21 protein-coding genes are annotated in these 23,423 nt (G+C 64.6%); 12 read left to right on the top strand and 9 right to left on the bottom strand.

The genetic code is table 11. The features are described 5' to 3' along the window. Nucleotides 1-146: 146 nt before the first annotated feature. A complete protein-coding gene (locus ABI582_RS17710; RefSeq protein ID WP_258655497.1) occupies nt 147-491 on the bottom strand; it encodes a pilin assembly protein in 345 nt (114 codons plus the stop codon). A 164-nt stretch (nt 492-655) separates the two neighbouring features. Here ABI582_RS17710 and ppc point away from each other — a divergent pair, with 164 nt between their 5' ends. The 7 genes from ppc to ABI582_RS17745 all read left to right on the top strand — a co-directional run bounded on the left by ppc (nt 656) and on the right by ABI582_RS17745 (nt 8,030). Beyond that, nucleotides 656-3,283, top strand: coding sequence for a phosphoenolpyruvate carboxylase (gene ppc / locus ABI582_RS17715; RefSeq protein ID WP_442119837.1), 2,628 nt, complete (start codon nt 656-658; stop codon nt 3,281-3,283). Nucleotides 3,284-3,540: 257 nt separating this feature from the next. Beyond that, nucleotides 3,541-4,191 carry an adenylate kinase gene (gene adk, locus ABI582_RS17720; protein ID WP_016501192.1) on the top strand — a complete coding sequence of 217 codons (651 nt, stop codon included), beginning with the start codon at nt 3,541-3,543 and terminating at the stop codon, nt 4,189-4,191. 321 nt (nt 4,192-4,512) lie between these two features. Beyond that, the gene (tsaB, locus tag ABI582_RS17725; RefSeq protein ID WP_442119838.1) at nt 4,513-5,187 is read left to right on the top strand and encodes a tRNA (adenosine(37)-N6)-threonylcarbamoyltransferase complex dimerization subunit type 1 TsaB; all 675 of its coding nucleotides are present in this window, start codon (nt 4,513-4,515) and stop codon (nt 5,185-5,187) included. A 131-nt stretch (nt 5,188-5,318) separates the two neighbouring features. Beyond that, nucleotides 5,319-5,609 (top strand): hypothetical protein, encoded by a 291-nt coding sequence (locus tag ABI582_RS17730; RefSeq protein WP_442119839.1) that lies wholly within the window; start codon nt 5,319-5,321, stop codon nt 5,607-5,609. 3 nt (nt 5,610-5,612) lie between these two features. Further along, nucleotides 5,613-6,482, top strand: a complete 870-nt coding sequence (locus tag ABI582_RS17735; RefSeq protein ID WP_442119840.1) for a DUF72 domain-containing protein — start codon at nt 5,613-5,615, stop codon at nt 6,480-6,482. Between the two features lie 28 nt (nt 6,483-6,510). Then, a complete protein-coding gene (locus ABI582_RS17740) occupies nt 6,511-7,341 on the top strand; it encodes an isocitrate lyase/PEP mutase family protein (protein WP_016485183.1) in 831 nt (276 codons plus the stop codon). Beyond that, entirely contained in the window at nt 7,341-8,030 is a 690-nt protein-coding gene (locus ABI582_RS17745) for an extensin-like domain-containing protein (protein ID WP_442119841.1), read from the top strand. The genes ABI582_RS17740 and ABI582_RS17745 overlap by 1 nt, the downstream gene beginning before the upstream one ends. A gap of 2 nt (nt 8,031-8,032) precedes the next feature. Here the strand turns inward: ABI582_RS17745 and ABI582_RS17750 are convergent, their stop codons facing one another. After that, entirely contained in the window at nt 8,033-8,653 is a 621-nt protein-coding gene (locus ABI582_RS17750; protein WP_442119842.1) for an energy transducer TonB, read from the bottom strand. 103 nt (nt 8,654-8,756) lie between these two features. Here ABI582_RS17750 and ABI582_RS17755 point away from each other — a divergent pair, with 103 nt between their 5' ends. Continuing rightward, on the top strand, nt 8,757-9,533 hold the full coding sequence (locus ABI582_RS17755) for a class I SAM-dependent methyltransferase (RefSeq protein WP_049275042.1): 777 nt from the start codon (nt 8,757-8,759) through the stop codon (nt 9,531-9,533). A 194-nt stretch (nt 9,534-9,727) separates the two neighbouring features. Here the strand turns inward: ABI582_RS17755 and ABI582_RS17760 are convergent, their stop codons facing one another. After that, the gene (locus ABI582_RS17760; protein WP_338746286.1) at nt 9,728-10,369 is read right to left on the bottom strand and encodes a TetR/AcrR family transcriptional regulator; all 642 of its coding nucleotides are present in this window, start codon (nt 10,367-10,369) and stop codon (nt 9,728-9,730) included. 238 nt (nt 10,370-10,607) lie between these two features. On the opposite strand from ABI582_RS17760, the gene ABI582_RS17765 reads away from it, so the two are divergent. The 3 genes from ABI582_RS17765 (at nt 10,608) to ABI582_RS17775 (ending at nt 16,579) form a co-directional block, all read left to right on the top strand. Further along, on the top strand, nt 10,608-11,993 hold the full coding sequence (locus ABI582_RS17765) for an LLM class flavin-dependent oxidoreductase (RefSeq protein WP_258655508.1): 1,386 nt from the start codon (nt 10,608-10,610) through the stop codon (nt 11,991-11,993). 413 nt (nt 11,994-12,406) lie between these two features. After that, on the top strand, nt 12,407-13,507 hold the full coding sequence (locus tag ABI582_RS17770) for an efflux RND transporter periplasmic adaptor subunit (protein WP_442119843.1): 1,101 nt from the start codon (nt 12,407-12,409) through the stop codon (nt 13,505-13,507). 6 nt (nt 13,508-13,513) lie between these two features. Then, nucleotides 13,514-16,579 carry an efflux RND transporter permease subunit gene (locus tag ABI582_RS17775; protein ID WP_442119844.1) on the top strand — a complete coding sequence of 1,022 codons (3,066 nt, stop codon included), beginning with the start codon at nt 13,514-13,516 and terminating at the stop codon, nt 16,577-16,579. 134 nt (nt 16,580-16,713) lie between these two features. On the opposite strand, the gene ABI582_RS17780 is transcribed toward ABI582_RS17775, so the two are convergent. The 3 genes from ABI582_RS17780 to plsB form a co-directional block, all read right to left on the bottom strand. Beyond that, entirely contained in the window at nt 16,714-17,403 is a 690-nt protein-coding gene (locus ABI582_RS17780) for a DUF4197 domain-containing protein (RefSeq protein ID WP_234227319.1), read from the bottom strand. A gap of 33 nt (nt 17,404-17,436) precedes the next feature. Continuing rightward, entirely contained in the window at nt 17,437-17,835 is a 399-nt protein-coding gene (locus ABI582_RS17785; RefSeq protein WP_300024963.1) for a YbaY family lipoprotein, read from the bottom strand. 77 nt (nt 17,836-17,912) lie between these two features. Continuing rightward, nucleotides 17,913-20,399: a glycerol-3-phosphate 1-O-acyltransferase PlsB gene (gene plsB / locus ABI582_RS17790; protein WP_442119845.1), complete on the bottom strand. Its 2,487-nt coding sequence runs from the start codon at nt 20,397-20,399 to the stop codon at nt 17,913-17,915. 232 nt (nt 20,400-20,631) lie between these two features. Between plsB and ABI582_RS17795 the strand changes: the two genes are divergently transcribed. Beyond that, on the top strand, nt 20,632-20,841 hold the full coding sequence (locus ABI582_RS17795) for a cold-shock protein (RefSeq protein ID WP_016501179.1): 210 nt from the start codon (nt 20,632-20,634) through the stop codon (nt 20,839-20,841). Nucleotides 20,842-20,963: 122 nt separating this feature from the next. On the opposite strand, the gene ABI582_RS17800 is transcribed toward ABI582_RS17795, so the two are convergent. The 3 genes from ABI582_RS17800 to dapE are packed head-to-tail and all read right to left on the bottom strand — an operon-like array spanning nt 20,964 to nt 23,322. Continuing rightward, a complete protein-coding gene (locus ABI582_RS17800) occupies nt 20,964-21,341 on the bottom strand; it encodes a hypothetical protein (protein WP_019471071.1) in 378 nt (125 codons plus the stop codon). Nucleotides 21,342-21,358: 17 nt separating this feature from the next. Beyond that, entirely contained in the window at nt 21,359-22,171 is an 813-nt protein-coding gene (locus tag ABI582_RS17805) for a putative RNA methyltransferase (protein ID WP_338746295.1), read from the bottom strand. Further along, nucleotides 22,171-23,322, bottom strand: a complete 1,152-nt coding sequence (gene dapE / locus ABI582_RS17810) for a succinyl-diaminopimelate desuccinylase (RefSeq protein WP_338746296.1) — start codon at nt 23,320-23,322, stop codon at nt 22,171-22,173. The genes ABI582_RS17805 and dapE overlap by 1 nt, the downstream gene beginning before the upstream one ends. Nucleotides 23,323-23,423 lie beyond the last annotated feature (101 nt).

Raw genomic sequence — 23,423 nt, forward strand, 5'->3', positions numbered from 1 at the left:
TCGAGCGTTTTCAGAATGGTTCAGAAAAAAGTGCGCTAAACGAGGAATTATTTCTGACTGATTGGTCAGTGAGGACTGGCCGGAACTTTCGCGGGCTGGAGCGGTATTCCGGGCCTTTTTGCAGGCCCGGAACGCGGAGCGGGTAATTATCTTTCGCTGTCGTCGCCGGTGGTGCTCAGGTTGTGCAGGTGCTGTCGCGAGAGGGACAGAAAACGTGGCGTAGAGCCGACATCTTCATACAACGGGTCGCCTTCTTCATCGGTAGCGATGACCTGACGACCCTGCACATAGGGGAAGCTTGCTTCCAGCTCTTCGAGGGCGGCCGCCACCAGCTCGCCGAGCAGTTCCTCGGCGGTGCGCTTGGGGTACATGTCGATCAGCGCGGCCAGGCGCGCCTCGGACTCCAGATCCAGATGCAAGACATGGCCCGTGCGGCTTAGGGTACCAGCGGCATTCTGTTCCCAGTGCTGGGCGAGTTCACGGATTTTCATGACGACCTCTATTGACGCCTGCTAAGGCTGCATTGCATGGGAGTGCTTGCTTTCACTTTAGTTTGCTTTGGCTGATCACGGCTTGCCATTGCCGCTCGGCTGGGGGCACTCTTCGGTAGAGCTGTGTACAGGAGTGCGCCAGAGCCGCGCCAAAGAGAGGGCCAATGACCGATATCGATGTGCGTTTGCGTGAAGATGTCCATGTGTTGGGTGAGCTGCTCGGCGAAACCATTCGCCAGCAGCATGGCGATGCGTTCTTGCAGAAAATCGAAGACATCCGCCACAGCGCCAAGGCCGACCGCCGCGGCCCGGGCGAGCAATTGACCTCGACCCTGGCCGACCTTGCCGAAGAAGACTTGCTACCCGTGGCCAGGGCCTTCAACCAGTTCCTCAACCTGGCCAACATGGCCGAGCAGTACCAGTTGATCCGCCGCCGCGACGCCGGCCAGCCCGAACCGTTCGAGGCCCGTGTACTGCCCGAATTGCTGGCGCGCCTGAAGCAGGCCGGGCATAGCAACGATGCCCTGGCCCGGCAACTGGCCAAGCTCGACATCCAGCTGGTACTTACCGCACACCCCACCGAGGTGGCCCGCCGCACCTTGATCCAGAAGTACGACGCCATCGCCGGCCAGCTGGCTGCCCAGGACCACCGTGACCTGACCCCTGACGAACGCCAGCAGGTGCGTGAACGCCTGCGCCGGCTGATTGCCGAGGCTTGGCACACCGAAGAAATCCGCCGTACCCGGCCAACGCCGGTAGACGAAGCCAAGTGGGGCTTCGCGGTGATCGAGCATTCGCTGTGGCACGCCATCCCCAGCCACCTGCGCAAGGTCGACAAGGCCCTGCAGGATGTCACCGGCCTGCGCCTGCCGCTGGAGGCCGCGCCGATCCGCTTTGCCTCGTGGATGGGCGGTGACCGTGATGGCAACCCCAATGTGACTGCCGCCGTCACCCGCGAAGTGCTGTTGCTGGCGCGCTGGATGGCCGCCGACCTGTTCCTGCGCGACATCGATGCACTGGCCGCCGAGTTGTCCATGCAGCAGGCCAGCGACGCTTTGCGCGAACGGGTGGGCGACAGTGCCGAACCCTACCGCGCCGTGCTCAAGCAATTGCGCGACCGCCTGCGGGCGACGCGTGCCTGGGCGCATACCGCTTTGACCAGCAGCCAACCGGCTAGCGCCGATGTGCTGGTGGATAACCGCGACCTGATTGCGCCGCTGGAGCTGTGCTACCAGTCGCTGCACGAATGCGGCATGGGCGTGATCGCCGAAGGCCCGTTGCTCGACTGCCTGCGCCGCGCCGTCACTTTCGGCCTTTTCCTGGGCCGCCTGGACGTGCGCCAGGACGCTGCCCGCCACCGTGACGCGCTGACCGAAATCACCGACTACCTGGGGCTGGGCCGTTATGCCGACTGGGATGAAGACCGCCGCATCGAATTCCTTCAAGCCGAACTGAAAAACCGCCGGCCGCTGTTGCCCGCGCACTTCAAGCCGCAGGCAGATACCGCCGAGGTGCTGGCAACCTGCCGTGAAGTTGCCGCTGCGCCAGCGGCCTCGCTGGGCTCCTACGTGATTTCCATGGCCGGTGCCGCGTCGGATGTGCTGGCGGTGCAGCTGCTGCTCAAGGAAGCCGGGCTGACCCGCCCCATGCGTGTGGTGCCGCTGTTCGAAACCCTGGCAGACCTGGACAACGCCGGCCCGGTGATGCAGCGCCTGCTCGGCCTGCCGGGTTACCGGGCCGGGCTGCGTGGCCCGCAGGAGGTGATGATCGGCTACTCGGACTCGGCCAAGGACGCCGGCACCACGGCGGCGGCCTGGGCGCAGTACCGGGCGCAGGAAAACCTGGTGCGCATCTGTACCGAGCACCAGGTCGAACTGCTGCTGTTCCACGGCCGTGGCGGTACGGTAGGCCGCGGCGGTGGCCCGGCGCACGCGGCGATCTTGTCGCAACCGCCGGGGTCTGTGGCGGGGCGGTTCCGCACGACCGAGCAGGGCGAAATGATTCGTTTCAAGTTCGGTTTGCCGGGCATTGCCGAGCAAAACCTCAACCTGTACCTGGCCGCTGTGCTCGAAGCCACGCTGCTGCCCCCGCCGCCCCCGCAGCCGGCCTGGCGCGAGGTGATGGACCAGTTGGCGGCCGATGGTGTCAAGGCGTACCGCAGCGTGGTGCGCGACAACCCCGATTTTGTCGAGTACTTCCGCCAGTCGACGCCAGAACAGGAATTGGGGCGCCTGCCGCTGGGGAGCCGCCCGGCCAAGCGCCGCGCCGGGGGGATCGAAAGCCTGCGGGCCATCCCGTGGATCTTCGGCTGGACCCAGACCCGGCTGATGCTGCCGGCCTGGCTGGGCTGGGAAACCGCGCTGAGCAATGCCCTGGCCCGCGGCCAGGGTGAGTTGCTGGCACAGATGCGCGAGCAATGGCCGTTCTTCCGCACCCGCATCGACATGCTGGAAATGGTGCTGGCCAAGGCCGATGCGCAAATTGCCGAGGCCTACGACGAACGTCTGGTGCAACCGCACTTGCTTCCTTTAGGTGCACACCTGCGCGACCTATTGTCGCAGTCTTGCCAGGTGGTGCTGGGCCTGACCGGGCAGCAGGTGCTACTGGCGCACAGCCCCGAGACCCTGGAATTCATCAGCCTGCGCAACACCTACCTGGACCCGCTGCACCGCCTGCAGGCCGAGTTGCTGGCCCGCTCGCGCAGCCGCGAAGCCGCTCTGGACAGCCCGTTGGAGCAGGCCTTGCTGGTGACCGTGGCGGGTATTGCCGCCGGGCTGCGCAATACCGGCTGAAGGTGTGCCCAGGCCAGCAGGGGTGAGTGGCGTGCAGGCCGTGCACGGGTAAGGGGAGGGTGGTTGCGCCCGGCGCAACCACCTGCCCGGTCGGCCACAAGTGGCGCATTCCTGCAACTTTGGGACGCTTGTATGGCTGCCGGGCGCTGTGTATCTTGAGCAGCCTTCTGACCGTTTTATGGTCATACCCGATTTTCCGGACTTGGCCCTGGTTGCCGAATCCATTGAATTTCATAAAAAAATTTGAGGAGCACAAGATGCGCGTAATTCTGCTGGGAGCTCCCGGGGCCGGTAAAGGTACTCAGGCAAAGTTCATCACCGAAAAGTTCGGTATTCCACAGATCTCCACCGGTGACATGCTGCGTGCCGCCGTCAAGGCCGGCACCCCGCTGGGCCTGGAGCTGAAGAAAGTCATGGATGCCGGCCAGCTGGTCTCCGACGAGCTGATCATCAGCCTGGTCAAGGAGCGCATCGCCCAGCCTGATTGCGCCAACGGCTGCCTGTTCGACGGCTTCCCACGCACCATCCCGCAGGCCGAGGCCATGGTCTCTGCCGGTGTCGACATCGACGCCGTGGTCGAAATCGCCGTGGACGACGAAGAAATCGTCGGCCGCATGGCTGGCCGCCGCGTGCACCTGGCCTCGGGCCGCACCTACCACATTCAGTACAACCCACCGAAAGTGGAAGGCAAGGACGACGTCACTGGTGAAGACCTGATCCAGCGCGACGACGACAAGGAAGAAACCGTTCGTCATCGCTTGTCGGTCTACCACACCCAGACCAAGCCGCTGGTGGAGTTCTACCAGAAGCTGTCGGCCGCCAATGCCGGCAAGCCGAAGTACAGCCACATCGAAGGTGTCGGTTCGGTCGACGCCATCACTGCCAAGGTCCTGGCAGCCCTGAGCTGATCAGCGCCTGACGCCCCCCGACAACGGCCCGCTAGCGGGCCGTTGTCGTTTCCGGCCTGCAGTCCACGGCCTGGCGCGGCCCCTGTAGGAGCGGCCTTGCGTCGCGATGGGCCGCCAAGCGGCCCCGGCAATTTCTGCGGCGAAGCTGAAATCGTGGGGCCGCTACGCGCCCCATCGCGACGCAAGGCCGCTCCTACAGGGACCGCGTCAAGGCCATGTTGTGTAGACCGCCTGCAAAGGCCGCACAGCGCCCCCTCGGGACACAACGCCGCTGCTGCTCTATACTGCCGCTCTTTTCATTCGCACCTGGATACCTGTTCGATGACCACCCTGCTGGCCCTGGATACCGCCACCGAAGCCTGTTCCGTCGCGCTGCTGCATGACGGCAAGGTAACCAGCCATTACGAGGTGATCCCACGGCAGCACGCGCAGAAGCTGCTGCCGATGATCAAGCAGCTGCTGGCCGAATCCGGCGTTGCGCTGAATGCACTGGATGCCATCGCCTTTGGCCGTGGCCCGGGCGCCTTCACCGGCGTGCGCATTGCCATTGGTGTGGTCCAGGGCCTGGCCTTCGCGCTGGAGCGCCCGGTGCTGCCGGTGTCCAACCTGGCCGCGCTGGCCCAGGGTGCCTTGCGCGAGCAGGGCGTGCAGCAGGTGGCGGCTGCCATCGATGCGCGCATGGATGAAGTGTACTGGGGCTGCTACCAGGCCACGGCCGGCGAAATGCGCCTGGTCGGGCGCGAAGCGGTGTTGCCGCCCGAGCAGGTAGCGCTGCCGGCGGGCAGCAATGGCGAGTGGTTCGGTGCCGGTACCGGATGGGGCTATGCCGAGCGCCTGGCGGTAAAGGTGGCGACCAGCAACCCTGGCGCCTTGCCCAATGCGCTGGACATTCTCAGCCTGGCTACCTTCGCCTGGGCTCGTGATGAGGCAATCGTTGCCGAGCAGGCGCAACCGGTATATCTGCGCGATAATGTAGCCACGCCCAAGAAGCACTGAGTGCTGTTCGTCGGTTATCGCCGATCACTCTAAAACCTTTTGCGCGATCTGTGGTCCAGTTATCAGTCAAGCATTAGCGACGGAACCCTGATGCTGCTAAATTGCCATCATTGGTCCTGAGTGCTCATGCCATGCGTATCGACGGTTTCTCATCGCAGTCCTACCCGGTCAAGCGCACCCCGCGCAAGGCACCGGCGCGTGACGAGGCCATCGATGATGCCGAGCTGATAGATGACAGCCAGGGCGCCCCCGTGGATGCCACCGCCCGCCGCTGCAGCGGTGGCCTGCCAGCCCGCCAGCAGGACATGGTCTTCCCCCGCGCCCGTGACCGGCGCACCGCCACTGCCTTGGCCAGCTACCTGAGCACCGCCGGTTTTACCGACTGGGACATGGAAGTACTGGGGCTCGACCTGTACATTTAGTGGATGAGTCCATCACCACTGCCTTATTTTCTCGGTTGCCCGTCCTGGAGCGAAAACGCCTGGCGCGACTACCTCTATCCCGCCGACGCTAACAGCAGTGAAATGCTTGGCCTCTACAGCCAGGTGTTCAACGCCGTTGAGGGCAACACCACTTTCTACGCACGCCCCGCCCCCGGCACCATTGCCCGCTGGGCGCAGGTGATGCCCGGGCACTTCCGTTTCACCGCCAAGTTTCCCCGGGACATCAGCCATGAGGGTGACCTGCGTGATCAACTGGAGCCTGCCTTCGACTTCACGCGGCTGATGGCACCGCTGGGCGAGCGCGTTTCGCCGTACTGGCTGCAGTTGCCGGCCCAGTTCGGCCCGGCACGCCTGGGCGAGCTTTGCCACTTCCTCGACGAAATCGGCCCGCCGGTGGCCGTGGAAGTGCGCAACCAGGCCTTCTTCGCCAAGGGTGAAGAAGAACGCCTGCTCAACCGCCTGCTGCACGAACGCGGCGTGGAGCGCATCTGCCTGGACCCGCGTGCGTTGTTCAGCTGCACCTCGCGCGACCCTGCCGTGCTGCACGCGCAATCCAAAAAGCCCAAGGTGCCACCGCGCCCCGCGGCCTTCAGCCAGCACCCACAGGTGCGCTTCATCGGCCACCCGGAGCTGGAGGCCAATCACACCTTCCTCAGCCCTTGGGTAGAAAAGGTCGCCGACTGGATCGAAGAAGGCCGCAACCCCTACATATTCCTGCACACCTCGGACAATCGCCTGGCTGCGGCGTTGGCCCAGCGTTTCCATCAACGGCTGATGGCACGCCTGCCAGGTCTTGCACCTTTGCCGGAATTGCCGCGCGCGCCCGAGGTCGAACAACTGGGCTTACTCTGACCTTTCCCTGACTGCCGGAGGTTGAACCATGGATGTGCAAACCCTGCGAGCCGAAGCCTTCAAGGCTTTACACGAGCGCGAAGGCGCGTTCGTCATCCCCAACCCGTGGGATGCCGGCTCCGCCAAGCTGCTTGCCAGCCTGGGTTTCGAGGCGCTGGCCACCACCAGTGCCGGCCTGGCGTTCAGCCTGGGCCGGCCAGACGCCGAAGGCGCCTTGAGCCTGGACGATACCCTGGACAATGCCGGCGAGATCGTCGATGCCACTGCGTTGCCAGTGGCCGCGGACCTTGAGAACGGCTTCGGCGACATGCCTGAAGATTGTGCCCAGACCATCTTGCGTGCTGCCGAAATCGGCCTGGTAGGTGGCTCCATCGAAGATGCCAGTGGCCGCAGTGATGCGCCCATCTATGACCTGGGGCTGGCCGTGGAGCGCGTACGCGCCGCCGTGCAGGCTGCCCGTAGCCTGCCATTCCCTTTCACCCTGTGCGCCCGGGCAGAAAACCTGCTGCATGGCCGCATGGACCTCGACGACACCATCCTGCGCCTGCAAGCCTATGCCGAGGCCGGTGCCGATGTGCTGTATGCCCCCGGGCTGCGCACCGTTGAGGAAGTGCGTGCGGTGGTACAGGCGGTCGCCCCGCGGCCAGTGAATGTACTGATGGGCATGGCGGGTGTGCCGCTGAGCGTGAACCAGTTGCAGGACCTGGGCGTGCGGCGCATCAGCGTCGGCTCGTCGCTGGCCCGTGCTGCGCTGGGGGCCTTCCACCGTGCCGCGCTGGAAATTCGCAACGAGGGCACGTTCGGCTACGGTGAGCAGGCACTGCCGTTCGCCCAGCTCAACGACCTGTTCCGCCGCTGATGCGGGGAGTGTTGGCGCTGCTGGCCGGCCTTTTGGTGCTGGCCGGCCTGGCCTGGCACTTCGGCTGGCGCCTGCCTGCCGTGTGGAACCCTTGGGCGCCGCTGGACGTCCGCCAGCCGCCCAACCTGCTGACGCCGTACAAGCTTTCACGCCTGCGCGATGACCCGGCCTTGTGCCGGCAGGCGCTGGAAACCAGCCAGCTGCGCTACCGGGCGCAAGCCGACAGCCCGACTTCGGCCAACTGCCCGCTGCAAAACGTATGGCGCATCGAGGGCGGCCAGGCGCGGCTCAGCAGCAGCTTCCTGGCCAGTTGCCCGCTGGCGGTGGCCTATGCACTTTTCGAAAACCATGGCTTGCAGCCGGTGGCCCAGCGTGTGCTGGGCCAACCGGTGACCCAGGTCGATCACCTGGGCAGCTTTGCCTGCCGCAATGTCTACCACCGCAAGCAGGGTCGCCTGAGCCAGCACGCTACGGCAAATGCGCTGGACATCAGCGGCTTTCGCCTGCAGGACGGCCGGCGCATCGTGCTGGCGCGTGACTGGCAGGCGGGCGGGCAGAAGGCAGAATTCTTGCGGCAGGTGCAGCAGGCGGCTTGCGAGAGCTTCAGCACGGTACTGGGGCCGGATTACAACGCCGCGCACCACAATCACTTTCACCTGGACATGGGCCGCTGGCAGATCTGCCGTTAGCTTCAGGCGTGAACGCGCACGTTGTTCAGCACCACCGGGCGCGCCCAGTGGATGTCGAACTCCAGGTCGTTTTGCTGTTTGGCCAGGGTGGCGTCGTCGAACGGTTCGGGTGCCGGGTCCAGCAGGTTGGTCTCGAACTCGGCAATTGGCAGGAACAACGACCGCGGGGCAGGGCCCGGGCCGGGCTCGGCAATCGGATGGCCCTGGCTCATCACCACCGGGCGCATCCAGCTGTTGCTGGTGTCGAGCTGGCGCTGCTGCTCGATCAGTTCCATGGCACTGAACGGCTCAGGCGCAGGCGGCAGCAGGTTGGCTTCAAGCTCTGCCTTGGGCAAGAACAGCGGCTCGGGCGGTACTACCTCGGTGTCCTGCACCGGGCAGGCGCGCTGGGCGTCGATCAGGGCCAGCGCACGGGCGCCGCCGATGGGTTCGCCGCTGTCGTGGTCGTACTGCACGAACGACTGGCTGACGCTGTCTACGGGCTCTTCCTGCTGCTCGGCCATGGCCCGGGCAAAGAAATCCTGCCACAGGTGGCTGACGCCCCCGAGTGCCTGGGTGTTGTGCTGACTGTAGTTGCCGACAGGCGACAAATAGGTCAAGCCGATAGGAAGAGTATCTGACATGGCAGTCGCGCGCGTTGTGCTCTGGCAGAATAGCGGGATATTGCCTGTATCGGCCGTGGCTGCTGATTCATTAAGGCTTGGTTTGATTTTTTAGGTGTGGACGATGGAAGAGCAAGGCACGGGTATCAGGGTCGAGGCGATGTCGGCTGAGTATGCGGAGCAGGCCAAGGTGTGGGCTGAACGCCTAAGCCTGCCGCTACAGGACGAGAGCGCCGGCTTCGCCGTGCAGGTGGGCGCCGAGGGTTTGCAGATCCAGCAGCTGGGGCCGCAGGCACCGGGGCCAGTGCGGGTGGACTTTGTCGAAGGCCAGGCCGCCCACCGGCGCCAGTTTGGCGGTGGCAACGGGCAGATGATCGCCAAGGCCGTGGGCATTGCCCAAGGCGTGCGGCCACAAGTGCTGGATGCCACGGCAGGTCTTGGCAAAGATGCATTCGTGCTGGCCAGCCTGGGTTGCCAGATGACCCTGATCGAACGCCAGCCGCTGATTGCCGCGCTGCTGGAGGATGGCCTGGCGCGGGCGCGGTCGGATGACGAGGTGGGCCCGATTGTCGGGCGCATGCGCCTGCTGACCGGCAACGCCATCGAGCGCATGCGCGCCTGGGAAGGCGAAGCGCCGCAGGTGATCTACCTCGACCCGATGTTCCCGCACCGCGACAAGAGCGCCTTGGTGAAAAAGGAAATGCGCGTGTTCCGGCCCTTGGTTGGGGACGACCTGGATGCCCCGGCCCTGCTCGAAGCTGCCCTGGCGCTGGCCAGCCACCGGGTGGTGGTAAAGCGCCCGCGCAAGGCGCCGATCATCGACGGGCCGAAGCCCAGCCATAGCCTGGAAGGCAAGTCGAGCCGGTATGACATTTACCCGAAGAAAGCCCTGAAGGCCTGATTTTCACCCAACTGGCCGGCTAGCGCGGTCATTGTGAGAGCAACTGTCTTGCTTAAATTTTGAAACTTGGCGCGATTACTGTGGGAGCGGGCTTGTCCCGCGAACACCGGCGAAGCCGGTGCCATGCACCGCGTGGCCCCATTCGCGGGACAAGCCCGCTCCCACAATGGCCACTGTTCTCTGCCTGGCAGCGCTCAGGGTTTGAACGCCCGCAAGAACACCCCCACCACCTCGCGCACATGCGCCTCGGCTTCGTCGCCCTCCAGCGGCCCCGCGCACCCCAGCAGCAAGCGGTAATCCGGTGCCCCCTTGACCAGGCAGAAGAAGTGCTCCGCCGCACGCAGCGGGTTGTCGATGCGCAACAGCCCGCGCTCATCCGCCCCGCGCAGCAGCGCTTCCATCCCTGCCAGCACGCGCTTGGGCCCGGCTTCGTAGAAGTATTCGCCAAAGCTTGGGTCCAGGCTGCCTTGGGCCATGATCAGGCGGCTGAGCTTGACCGCTTCGTCGCTGCTGATCAGTGCCTGGAAGCCACGGGCAATGGTCAGCAGTACTTCCTCCACCGGTGCCCCCTCGGGGTACTCGAACAGCAGGTCCGGCAGCTGGATCTGGCAGGTGGCCATGACCGCTGAGCAGAACAGGGTCTGCTTGTCGGTGAAGTGGCTGTACACAGTGAGTTTTGAAACACCTGCCGCCGCAGCGACCGCATCCATGCTGGTGTTGGCGTAACCAAGGCTGAGGAACAGGGCCTTGGCCGCATCGAGAATCGCCTCGCGCTTGACCAGGTCCTTTGGCCGGCCTGGGCCGATGGGTGCGTCATTGGGCATTGTGGTCTGCATCTTGTTGAAGAATCACCATCTTAACGGGTCGGGCGCGATCCGGCTAAAACCAGCTCACATTTGCCTGCTGTCTGCCAGCGGACAGTTGTTCGACAGTGATGTCGCCGCTCAGGCATCAGTGCTGTCTATGTGCATATAAGCCACTGATTTATAAAGATTATTTTTTTGGCATGAATCGTGTTGATAAGCATCAAGGGCACCTGAGAAGGGTGCCGAGCCTATCGAACAGGAATCCCCCATGCCACGTGAAATTCGTTTGAATGCCTTCGAGATGAACTGTGTCGGCCACCAGTCACCCGGCCTGTGGCGGCACCCCAAGGACCGCGCCTGGCAGTACAAGGACCTGGACTACTGGACCGACCTGGCCAAGCTGCTGGAGCGCGGCAAGTTCGACGGCATCTTCATTGCCGACGTGATCGGCATCTACGATGTGCTGGGCGGCAACGGTGACGCGGCCATCCGCCAGGCGGCGCAGGTGCCGGTGAACGACCCACTGGCAGTGATCACACCCATGGCGCTGGTCACCGAACACCTCGGTTTCGGCCTGACTGCCTCGCTGACGTTCGAGCACCCGTACCCGTTCGCTCGCCGCCTGTCGACCCTGGACCACCTCACCAAGGGCCGCATCGGCTGGAATATCGTCACCTCCTACCTCGACAGCGGTGCGCGCAACCTTGGGCAGAAGGCGTTGAGCGACCATGATGCCCGCTACGACTACGCCGACGAGTACCTGGAGGTGCTGTACAAGTTGTTCGAGGGCAGCTGGGAAGACGGTGCTGTGGTGCGCGACCGCGAAACCGGCCTGTTCACCGACCCGCGCAAAGTCCACGAGATCCGCCACCACGGCAAGCACTTCCAGGTCCCAGGTATTCACCTGTGCGAACCTTCGCCGCAACGCACCCCCGTGCTGTACCAGGCAGGGGCGTCCAGCCGCGGCAAGCATTTTGCCGCCGGCCATGCCGAATGCGTGTTCGTCGCCGCGCCGTCCAAGGTCATCCTGAAAAAGACCGTGGCCGACATTCGCCGCCGCGCCGCCGAGGCCGGGCGCGACCCGCGCAAGGTGCTGATCTTCAACATGCAGACGGTGATCGTCGACGAAACCGACGCCAAGGCCCAGGCCAAATGGCAGGAGCTGAAAAGCTACGCCAGCTACGAAGGCGCCCTGGCGCTGATTTCCGGCTGGACCGGCATCGATTTCAGCGAATACCAGCCTGACCAGGTGCTGGAGCATATCCACACCAATGCCATTCAGTCGGCCGTGGAAGCGTTTTCCACCGCCGACCCGAACAAGCGTTGGACCGTGCAAGAACTCGCCGACTGGGTCGGCATCGGCGGCTTTGGCCCGCTGATCGTCGGCAGTGCGCAAACCGTGGCGGACGAACTGCAGGCCTGGGTTGAAGAAACCGATGTCGACGGCTTCAACCTGACCTATGCCCTGGCCCATGAAACCTTCCGCGACGTGGTCGAGTTGCTGGTACCCGAGCTGCAGCAACGCGGCGCCTACAAGACCGAATACCGCCCCGGCACCCTGCGCGAGAAGCTGTTCGGCGACGGCCCACGGCTGCCGGCCAGCCACCCGGCTGCGGGTTATCGCGACCTCAGCCGCCAGCGCGAAACACTCTGAAATAGTCGGGGCCGCTCTCGTCGCGGCGAGCGAACAGGCAAGAGATTTTCGGCGCCTGTGAGATCGAGCGCCGCCCGCGCGGCGCATCGCGAGCTGCGCTCGCTCCTACGTTTGTTTCGGGCCAGTAGCGCCTGTGAGAGGCGCGCGCGACCGCCTTGTTTGTGCGACGCGATATCCAGCCGAACTCCAAAGCGTTCGCGCGCAATTCCCACAGGAATAATTGGCCCGAAACAAATGTAGGAGCGAGCTTCGCTCGCGATGCGCCGCGCGGGCGGCGCTCGATCTCTCAGGCGCCAAAAGACTCCAGCCGTACCCCTGAAAAACCACCGCAAAACCCTTCCCGGCACCGGCGGCCTGATTTAATATACTTTCCAGTACAAATATTCGAAGTGCCCTCCGCGAAAGGATTCATCATGTTGCGCCATGCCTTGTCCATCGCCTTGCCCGCCGTTGCCGCGTTGTTACTGACGGCCTGCGGTCAGGAAGCCGCCCCACCTGCCGCGCCGCGCCCGGCGCTGGTGGTGCAGCCGCAGCCGGCCGAAGCCGCTGCCGACAGTTACCCCGGCGAAGTGCGTGCGCGCTTCGAGCCGGACCTGGCCTTCCGCATTGGCGGCAAGGTCACCAAGCGCCTGGTGGAGGAGGGGCAGCGGGTCAAGGCCGACCAGCCGCTGGCTGAGCTGGACCCGCAGGACGTGCGCCTGCAACTGGAAGCCAACCGCGCCCAGATGGCGGCTGCCGAGGCCAACCTGGCGCTGGTGCGCGCCGAGCGTGACCGCTACCAGAAGCTGCTGGACCGGCAGATGGTCAGCCATTCCCAGTTCGACAATGCCGAAAACCTGTACCGCGCCGGCCTTGCCCGGCTGAAACAGGCCAAAGCCGAGTTCGATGTGGCTGGCAACCAGGCCGAATATGCCGTGCTGCGCGCGCCGCAGGCCGGGGTGGTTGCCAAGCGTCAGGTCGAAGTGGGCCAGGTGGTTGCCGCCGGGCAAACCGTTTTCACCCTGGCCGCCGATGGCGAGCGCGAAGTGGTGATCGGCCTGCCGGAGCAGCAGTTTGCCCGCTTTGCGGTGGGCCAACCGGTGAGCGTGGAGCTTTGGTCGCACCCGCAAGAGCGCTTCCAGGGGCGCATCCGCGAATTGTCGCCAGCCGCCGACCCACGCTCGCGCACCTTCGCTGCGCGCATCGCCTTTACCTCGACTGCCACGCCGGCGGAACTGGGCCAGAGTGCCCGGGTGTTCATCGCTCACGAGGGGCTGATCCCGTTGGCAGTGCCGCTGTCAGCGGTTACTGCGGAAAACGGCCAGGCCTATGTGTGGCGGGTCAACAAGGACAGCCGCCTCGAGCGGGCCGTGGTGCGCCTGGGGGCGTACGGCAGCGACAGCGTGCCAGTGCTCGAGGGCCTCGCCGCCGGCGACTGGGTGGTCGCCGCCGGTGGCCATGTACTGCGTGAGGGCCAGGAAATACGCCCTGTGGACCGCAGCAACCGTGTAGTGAAGCTGACGGCCAAGGAGTAAGTCCCGATGGGTTTCAACCTTTCTGCCTGGGCGCTGCGCAACCGCCAGATCGTCCTGTTCCTGATGATCCTGCTGGCGGCCATTGGCGCCATGTCCTACACCAAGCTCGGCCAGAGCGAGGACCCGCCGTTCACCTTCAAGGCCATGGTCATTCGTACCCTGTGGCCGGGCGCCAGCGCCGAGGAAGTGTCGCGCCAGGTCACCGAACGTATCGAGAAAAAGCTGATGGAAACCGGCGAGTACGAGAAGATTGTCTCGTTCTCGCGCCCCGGCGAATCGCAAGTCACCTTCATGGCCCGCGACTCGCTGCATTCCAAGGACATCCCCGAGCTGTGGTACCAGATCCGCAAGAAGGTCGCGGACATTCGCCACACCCTGCCACCGGAGATCCAGGGCCCGTTCTTCAACGATGAGTTCGGCACCACCTTCGGCAATATCTATGCGCTGACCGGTAAGGGCTTCGACTACGCGGTGCTCAAGGACTACGCCGACCGCATCCAGATCCAGCTGCAGCGGGTCAAGGATGTGGGCAAGGTCGAGCTGGTGGGCCTGCAGGACGAAAAAATCTGGATCGAGCTGTCCAACCTCAAGCTGGCCACCCTCGGCGTACCCCTGGAGGCTGTGCAGCAGGCCCTGCAGGAGCAGAACGCGGTGAGCACCGCCGGCTTCTTCGAGACGCCCAGCGAGCGCCTGCAACTGCGGGTGAGCGGGCGCTTCGACAGCGTGGAGCAGATTCGCCAGTTCCCCATCCGCGTGGGGGACCGAACCTTCCGCATCGGCGATGTGGCCGAAGTGCACCGTGGCTTTAACGACCCACCCGCGCCGCGCATGCGCTTCATGGGCGAGGACGCCATTGGCCTGGCCGTGTCGATGAAGGACGGCGGCGACATCCTGGTGCTGGGCAAGGCCCTGGAAGGCGAGTTCGAGCGCGTGGCGCGCAACCTGCCGGCCGGCATGGAGCTGCGCAAGGTCTCGGACCAACCTGCGGCGGTCAAGGCCGGTGTGGGCGAATTTGTCCAGGTGCTGGTCGAGGCGCTGGTCATCGTGCTGCTGGTGAGCTTCTTCTCGCTGGGCCTGCGCACCGGCCTGGTGGTGGCGCTGGCCATCCCGCTGGTGCTGGCCATGACCTTTGCTGCCATGCACTACTTTGGCATCGGCCTGCACAAGATTTCCCTCGGCGCGCTGGTGCTGGCGCTGGGCCTGCTGGTGGACGATGCGATCATTGCCGTGGAAATGATGGCGATCAAGATGGAGCAGGGCTACGACCGGCTCAAGGCAGCCAGCTATGCCTGGAGCAGCACTGCCTTCCCGATGCTGACCGGTACCCTGATCACTGCGGCAGGCTTCTTGCCCATCGCCACTGCTGCTTCCAGCACTGGCGAATACACCCGCTCGATCTTCCAGGTGGTGACCATTGCCCTGCTGACCTCGTGGGTGGCGGCAGTGGTGTTCGTGCCCTACCTGGGCGAGCGCCTGCTGCCAGACCTGGCCAAGCTGCACGCTGCGCGCCATGGCAAGGACGGCCCCGCGCCAGACCCTTACGCCACGCCGTTTTACCAGCGTGTACGGCGGGTGGTGGAGTGGTGCGTACGGCGGCGCAAGACGGTGATCCTGCTCACCATCGCGGCCTTTGTCGGCAGCATCCTGCTGTTCCGCTTCGTGCCCCAGCAGTTCTTCCCGGCCTCCGGGCGGCCAGAGCTGATGGTTGACCTGAAGCTGGCCGAAGGCGCCTCGCTGGCCAATACCGCCGAGCGGGTCAAGCAATTGGAGGCCCTGCTCAAGCAGCAGGACGGCATCGATAACTACGTGGCCTACGTGGGCACCGGCTCGCCGCGCTTCTACCTGCCGCTGGACCAGCAACTGCCTGCCGCCAGCTTTGCCCAGTTTGTGGTGCTGGCCAAGTCGATGGAGGACCGCGAGCGCCTGCGTAGCTGGCTGATCAGCACCGTGGACCAGCAATTCCCCGACCTGCGTGCCCGCGTCACGCGCCTGGAAAACGGCCCGCCCGTGGGTTACCCGGTGCAGTTCCGGGTCACCGGCGAGCACATCGAGAAGGCCCGTGCGCTGGCCCGCGAAGTGGCCGACAAGGTGCGCGAGAACCCGCATGTGGTGAACGTGCACCTGGACTGGGAAGAACCCAGCAAGGCCGTATTCCTCGAAATCGACCAGGACCGCGCCCGCGCCCTGGGCGTGAGCACCGCGCACCTTGCCAGCTTCCTGCAAAGCTCGTTGACTGGGACCACGGTCAGCCAGTACCGCGAGGACAACGAGCTGATCGAGATCCTGCTGCGCGGCACCCAGCAGGAGCGCGGTGACCTGGGTAACCTCGGCAGCCTGGCGTTGCCGACCGACAATGGCCAGAGCGTGGCGCTGTCGCAGGTAGCGACCCTGGAGTACGGCTTCGAGGAAGGCATCATCTGGCACCGCAACCGCCTGCCGACGGTGACCGTGCGCGCCGATATCTACGACAAGGAGCAACCGGCCACGCTGGTGAAACAGATAGAGCCGACCCTGCAGGCGATACGCGCCAAGCTGCCGGATGGCTACCTGCTGGAAGTGGGCGGCACGGTTGAAGACTCCGAGCGTGGGCAGAAGTCGGTGAACGCCGGCATGCCGTTGTTCGTGGTGGTGGTGCTGAGCCTGCTGATGATCCAGCTGCGCAGCTTCTCGCGCACGGTAATGGTGTTCCTCACCGCACCGCTGGGGCTGATTGGCGTGACCCTGTTCCTGCTGGTGTTCCGCCAGCCGTTCGGCTTTGTCGCCATGCTGGGCACTATTGCCTTGGCAGGCATGATCATGCGCAACTCGGTGATCCTGGTGGACCAGATCGAGCAGGACATTGCGGCAGGGATGGAGCGTTGGCAGGCGATCATCGAAGCCACGGTGCGGCGCTTCCGGCCGATCGTGCTGACGGCGCTGGCGGCGGTGCTGGCGATGATCCCGTTGTCGCGTAGCGTGTTCTACGGGCCGATGGCGGTGGCGATCATGGGTGGCTTGATCGTGGCCACGGCGTTGACCCTGTTGTTCCTGCCGGCGTTGTATGCGGCGTGGTTCAGGGTGAAGAAAACCTGACTGACCTCACCGCCCTGTAGGAGCAGCCTTGTGCTGCGAAGAGGCCGGGACAGCAAGATGAATTTTCATTTGCTGCACCGGCCTCTTCGCAGCACAAGGCTGCTCCTACGAGGGTAATGCGGCCGCGTTGCGGATCAGAGGGCGCCGAAGACCTTCTTGGCCAGGCTGGTTGCGGCCTGCGCCGGGTTCTGGCGAATGCTCTGTTCCTGCTTGCCAATCATCTCGAACAGGCCGTCCAGCGCCTTCTCGGTCACGTAGTTCTCGATGCTGGCGCTCTTGGCGTCGACCACACCCAGTGCCACGGCCTGCCCGGCGAAGTTGTTGTACTGCTGGGCCAGGCCGACCTTGTCGGTGGCCTGCTTGACGATTGGCAGGAACTTGGCGCGGATCTGCTCGCGGCTGCTCTTGTTCAGGTACTGGGTAGCCGAGTCGTCACCGCCGCTGAGGATGCCCTTGGCATCCGTCACGCTCATGTTCTTCACGGCATCCACCAGAATCGCCTGGGCCTGCGGCACGGCGGCTTCGGCGGCCTTGTTCATGCTGGCTTCAAGGGCATCGACCTGTGCACCTTTGCCGAACATCTTCATGGCCTTGGCCGCTTTGCCCAGGTTGCCGGGCAATTCGATGCGCACGTCGGGGTTATTGCTGAAACCACCCGGGGTGCTCAACTGCTTGACGGCCAGCTGCGCGCCCTGGGTCAGGGTATCTTTCAGGCCGCCAGTGGCGTCTTTCTGGCTCAGGTCGCCCAGCGACAGGGCCAGTGCGCTGGCCGACAGCAGCAGGCCGGCGCACAGGGTGGTGAAACGCAGGGAAGTGCGGATCATGAAGCTTTCCTTGTAAACAGATGAATACGGGTGTCAGCGAACCTGGTCGACCTTGATGCGTACAGATTTCGGGTCACTGCCGTCGAGCATGACACCATGGTGTTCGGTATTGATGAACAGCAGCTTGCCATCCAGCTCGATGCGCGCACTCACTGCATAGCGGTGGCCGGGTTTGACCTGGGCTGGGTCGTAGCTGAGGTGGAACGGCAGCGGCACGTTGCCTTTGACCGGGCCGGCCTGGCGGGCGAGGGTCACGGCAGGAGCGTCCATCAGCGAAACATCCTGCAGCTCCACGCTCAAGGTAGCCGCAGGCGGCAGGGCGATACGCTGCAGGTAGAAGACTTCACCGTCCAGGCTGGCCTGGGTGGATGGGGTTTGGCTGGAACAGGCTGCGAGCAGGGATGCGCAACACAGCATAAAGAGCTTTTTCATGGAATCTCCATAGGTCCTTGGAGCTGGCTTGTGGCCAACCCCAGGGACTTTAGCGGATTTTCCCGGTAGATGAACCGTTAGAGGGTCGAAGTTTCCAGGCCATCGTCACGGTGCAGGGCCACCTGGCGGATCGACAGGCGCAGCTCGGCCGACAGCACACGCTTGGCCACGCCCTCGGCCAGCTCGCCCAGCTTGTCGTGATAACCCAGCTTGCCTTGCCCGTCTGCATGCACCACGCCTTGCTGGAGCAGGGTCTGGATGAAGTGGCGGAACAGCGTCTTGTCGAAGAACTCCGGGGCATTCAGGCCATGCAGGATCGACAGGCGCTGGGCCATCATCACGCAGAGGTCTTCCAGCGCTTCGGCGCTGAGCGTGTTTTGCCCGCTGTTGAGCAGCAGCGAGGTGGCCATGTAGAAGCGCTGCAGGGTCTGGGTGATGGTGCGGGCGAGCAGGGTCAGCAGCACGAACTGCCGCGAGCTGGGCGCCGGGCGTACGTACACGTCGTTCTCCTGGCGCAGCAGGCCTTGCTCGACCAGTGCGGCCAGCCATTGGTCGATCACCTCGTCCAGTTGCTCTGGCGTCCAGCGCAGGAACAGTTCGGCCTGCAGGTACGGATACAACGCGTGCACATACTGGCCCAGCAGTTCGCGGCTCATGCGCGAGCTGCTGAGGAAGAAGCTGGCCAGCAGCGCCGGCAGGGCGAAAATGTGCAGCACGTTGTTGCGGTAATAGGTCATCAGTACCGCATTGCCTTCATCCAGGTAGAGGATGCGGCCCAGGGCGTCCTTCTGCTCGGCCACCAGGTTCATGCTGCGCACGTGTTCGATCAGTGCCTGGCCGTCGCCGTCGGGCAGGGTGGTGTGCGGCGAATAGGGCACCTGGCGCAACAAGGCCAGGTAAAGGTCGAGCACGCGGGTCAGGGCGCGTTCGTCCAGGGCCAGGCGGCTGGTGGACAGCAGCGCCAGGGCCACCAGGTTGACCGGGTTGATGGCGGCCGCCTCGTTGAGGTGACGGGCCACGGTTTCGCCCAGGCGAGTAGTGGCGGCGTTGAGCCAGGCTGGGCGGTACTGCGGGCCGTGATCCTGTTCACGCCAGCCGGGCTGTTGCTCATCGAGGAAACCGGCGAGGCGGATCGGTTCGCCGAAGTTGACGTAGACCTGGCCAAAGCGCTGCTTGAGCGCGCCAAACACCTTGAAGATGTCGAACACCGACTCCTTCTTTTTGCTGGCACCGCGCAACTCGCCCAGGTAGGTGCGGCCTTCGAGCACGCGCTCGTAGCCGATGTACACCGGCACGAACACCACCGGCGTGCGTGACGAGCGCAGGAAGCTGCGCAGGGTAATGGCCAGCATCCCGGTACGCGGCTGCAGCATGCGCCCGGTACGCGAGCGGCCACCTTCGACGAAGTACTCGACCGGAAAACCCTTGGTGTACAGGGTATGCAGGTACTCGTTGAACACGGCGGTGTACAGCGGGTTACCCTTGAACGTGCGGCGCATGAAGAAGGCGCCGCCACGGCGCAGCAGGTTACCCACCACCGGCATGTTGAGGTTGATGCCTGCGGCCACGTGCGGTGGGGTAAGGCCGTTGCGGAACAGCAGGTACGACAGCAGCAGGTAATCGATGTGGCTGCGGTGGCACGGCACGTAGATCACTTCGTGGCCGGGGGCTATGCCCTGAACCTGTTCGATATGGTTAACCTTGATGCCGTCGTAGATCTTGTTCCAGAACCAGCTGAGCACCACTTCGAGAAAGCGGATGACCGTGTAGGTGTAGTCCGAGGCGATCTCGTTACCATAACGCAGGGCCTGTGCTTCGGCCTTGGCCAGCGGCAGGTTCTCGCGCTTAGCCTCGTCTGCGATGGCCTGGCGCACCTGCGGGGCATGGATCAGGCCTTTGACCAGGTTGCGCCGGTGCGAGATGTCCGGGCCGATGACGGCGGTCTTTAGGTTGCGAAAATGCACGCGCATCAGGCGCTGGGCCATGCGCACGGTGCGCTCGTGGCCCTTGTTGTGCTGCACCAGTTCACGCAGGTGGATGGGCGCGGAGAACTGCACCCGGGTCTTGCGCCCCAGGATCAGCACGGTCAGCAGCCGGCGCAGACGCCCGGTCACCGCCCAGCTGTCGGCGAACAGCAGCTTCCATGGGCTGGACTCACTGGCCGGGGTCTGGCCCCAGAACACGCTGACCGGGATGATCTGCGCATCTTCTTCGGCATGCTGGCTGACGGCAGCCACCAGGCGCTCAAGCGTGGGCGGGGCGCCGCTTTTGTCCTGGCGGCCGAGCCAGTCCGGGTCGGGGGTCAGGTAGAAGAACCCGGCCGGCTCCTGCAGCGGGCCGACAGCCACCGGCAGCACCGGGCGCGGCAGCCCCGCCTTGGTGCACTCGTGGTCGAGCACGGCCAGGTCGGTGAGCGAGGGTGAGGGCAGCGCATAGAACACCGGCCGGCTGCGGTCGAGGTTGAGGGACATGGAAGACTGGTTGATGGTCTCGGAGCGCACCCACAGGTACAACAGGCGACGCAGGCCGCCGAAGATCAGGCGGTGCAGGGGGGAACGGGTCATGGGGTGTGTGCCCTGGGTGTGATTTTCAGGTGAGTATCCAGCTATTTAGTCTGCCGTATCGGCGTAAGTTCAGCAAAAATCGGCCAACTGCGGGGCCGTCATCAATTTTTTTTGTTCTCTGTCATATACTCGGCCTGCCACTTGCAGGATATTTCAGCAAGCGGCGTTGGCAGGGGACCGTGAGCTCATGCCTGCAAGGCGATCTTCACAATAAAAATCCGGAGTAGTTCAGATGTCGTCTCGTGAGACTGGGAATGTAAAGTGGTTCAACGATGCCAAAGGCTTTGGCTTCATTCAGCGCGAAGGTGGTGCGGATGTGTTCGTCCACTATCGGGCGATCCGCGGTGAGGGGCATCGTTCCCTGGTCGAGGGGCAGCGGGTTGAGTACTCCTGCGTGCAGGGCCAGAAAGGCCTGCAAGCCGAAGACGTAGTAGGGCTCTGAGCCTCTAGTTTCAAGCCGTAGGAGCGGGCTTGCCCGCAAAGCAGCCACCACGGTGGCTGCCACGGGCATGGCCCGTGTTCGCGGGCAAGCCCGCTCCTACAGAAACGAGCAAGGCTGTATTTTCAGGTTGTGCGCCAGGTGATTTCCTCTTCACCGTCGGCGCTGATGCGGACCCAGCGGTCGGCATCTTCTTCCCCGTCTTCCTCGACCCAGCCACCCGGCGCGCAGCGCACTTCCACACCCAGTGCGGCGAATGCAGCGCGGGCGCAGGCGACATCATCGGCCCATGGCGTCTGGTCGCTTTCCAGGTACAGGCTGTTCCATTTCCCTACAGCCTTGGGTAACCAAGTGACCGGAATGTTACCGGCCTTGCATTTGAACGTCTGACCTTTCTGCTGCCATTCGCTGCAGGGGCCAATCGCCTGGGCGAGCCACTCGGCAATCTGCTTGTGGTCGACGTCGGCGTCCTTCAGGTAGATCTCGATATCGGGTTGGCGCATAAGGGCTCCGGGTGTGCTCAGTCTTGGCGCACGAAATAGTCATAACGCATGGAAACCGTGACCTCGAACGGCTCGGGCTGGTCGATCACCCGGGCGCGTTTTTCGGCGCTGGCGCGCCAGCCGTGCGGGGTCATGGCCAGCAGATCGGCGCGCGCCTTGGGCACGGCCAGGCTCAGGCGGAACTCGAGGGTTTCGCTGTGGGCGTGGGCCATGCCTTCGGGGACGAGGGCCAGGTGCTTGTCGTCGGCGTAAGGGCGTACTTCATCGTACAGCACCTCGCGCAACTCCATCAGGTGGCCGCTGGTCGGGCCCACCCGCATCAGGCCACCGCCGGGGCTGAGCAGGCGCTTGGCCTCCGCCCAGTCCAGCGGGCTGAACACGCTGGCGATGAACTGGCAGCTGGCGTCGGCCAGCGGCACGCGGGCCATGCTGGCGACCATCCAGGTAACCTGGGGCGCGCGGCGGCATGCACGCTTGACCGCCTCGCGAGAGATGTCCAGGGCATAACCGTCGGCAGCCGGCAGGGCCTGGGCGAGCAGCGCGGTGTAGTAACCCTCGCCGCAGCCGATGTCCAGCCAGGCGCCGGGCTGGCGCTCGGCGGCAAGCTCGGCCAGGCGGCGGGCGACCGGCGCGTAGTGGCCAGCGTCGAGGAAGTCGCGGCGGGCCTCGACCATGGCCTGGTTGTCACCTGGGTCGCGGCTGTTCTTGTGCTGCACCGGCAGCAGGTTCAGGTAACCCTGGCGGGCGCGGTCGAAGCGGTGGCCGGCCGGGCACACCACACTGTTGTCGAGCCAGCTCAGCGGCGCCTGGCAAAGGGGGCAGGCGAGCATCAGGCGAGCAACCGGACCAGAGTCTGGTAGTAGATTTCGGTCAGCAGGTCGAGGTCGCTGGCCAGGATCCGCTCGTCCACCTGGTGAATGGTGGCGTTGACCGGGCCAAGCTCGACCACCTGGGTGCCCATAGTGGCAATGAAGCGGCCATCGGAGGTGCCGCCGCTGGTGGATGGCTGGGTATCGCGGCCGGTGACGCCCTTGATGCTGTGTGCCACGGCGTCGAGCAGTTCACCAGGTTCGGTGAGGAACGGCAGGCCCGACAGCGCCCAGTCGATCGACCAGTCCAGTTCATGCTTGTCGAGAATCGCCGACACCCGCGCCTGCAGGCCTTCGACAGTCGACTCGGTGGAGAAGCGGAAGTTGAACAGCGCGGTCAGGTCGCCCGGTACCACGTTGGTGGCGCCGGTACCCGAATTGAGGTTGGAGATCTGGAAGCTGGTCGGTGGGAAGAACGCGTTGCCTTCGTCCCAGTGCTCGGCTGCCAGTTCCGCCAAGGCCGGGGCGGCCAGGTGGATCGGGTTGCGGGCCAGGTGCGGGTAGGCCACGTGGCCCTGCTTGCCGCGCACAATCAGCTTGGCACCCAGCGAGCCACGGCGGCCGTTCTTGACCACGTCACCCAGCAGGGTGGTGCTGGAGGGTTCGCCGACGATGCACCAGTCCAGGCGTTCGTTGCGTGCTTTCAGGCGCTCGACCACTGCCTTGGTGCCGTGGTGGGCCGGGCCTTCCTCGTCGCTGGTGATCAGGAAGGCGACCTTGCCGCGGTGGTTCGGGTAGTCGTGCACGAAGCGCTCGCTGGCAATCACCATGGAGGCCAGGCTGCCTTTCATGTCGGCGGCGCCGCGGCCGCAGAGCATGCCGTCAGCGTCGATCAGCGCTTCGAACGGTTCGTGCTGCCATTGCTGCACCGGGCCGGTGGGCACCACGTCGGTGTGGCCGGCAAAGCACAGCACCGGGCCGTCCTGGCTGCCGTGGGTGGCCCAGAAGTTGTCTACGTCCTCAATGCGCATCGGCTCCAGCGCAAAGCCCACGGCGCCCAGGCGTTTCATCATCTGCGCCTGGCAGTCGGCGTCGACAGGGGTGACCGAGGGGCGACGGATCAGGTCGCAGGCCAGTTGAAGGGTAGGCGAGAGCTCGGCAGGGGCCGTCATGGGGGACTCCGGGGCAAGGCAAGGCGGGGAAATCTGAGGGGCGTTATCTTATATCAAACCGAAGGGCCAATGGGGCCGCTTTGCGGCCCTGTCGCGACGCA

Origin of the sequence: Pseudomonas sp. SAS7 (assembly GCF_052112345.1) — a bacterium.
GTDB lineage: Bacteria > Pseudomonadota > Gammaproteobacteria > Pseudomonadales > Pseudomonadaceae > Aquipseudomonas > Aquipseudomonas putida_Q.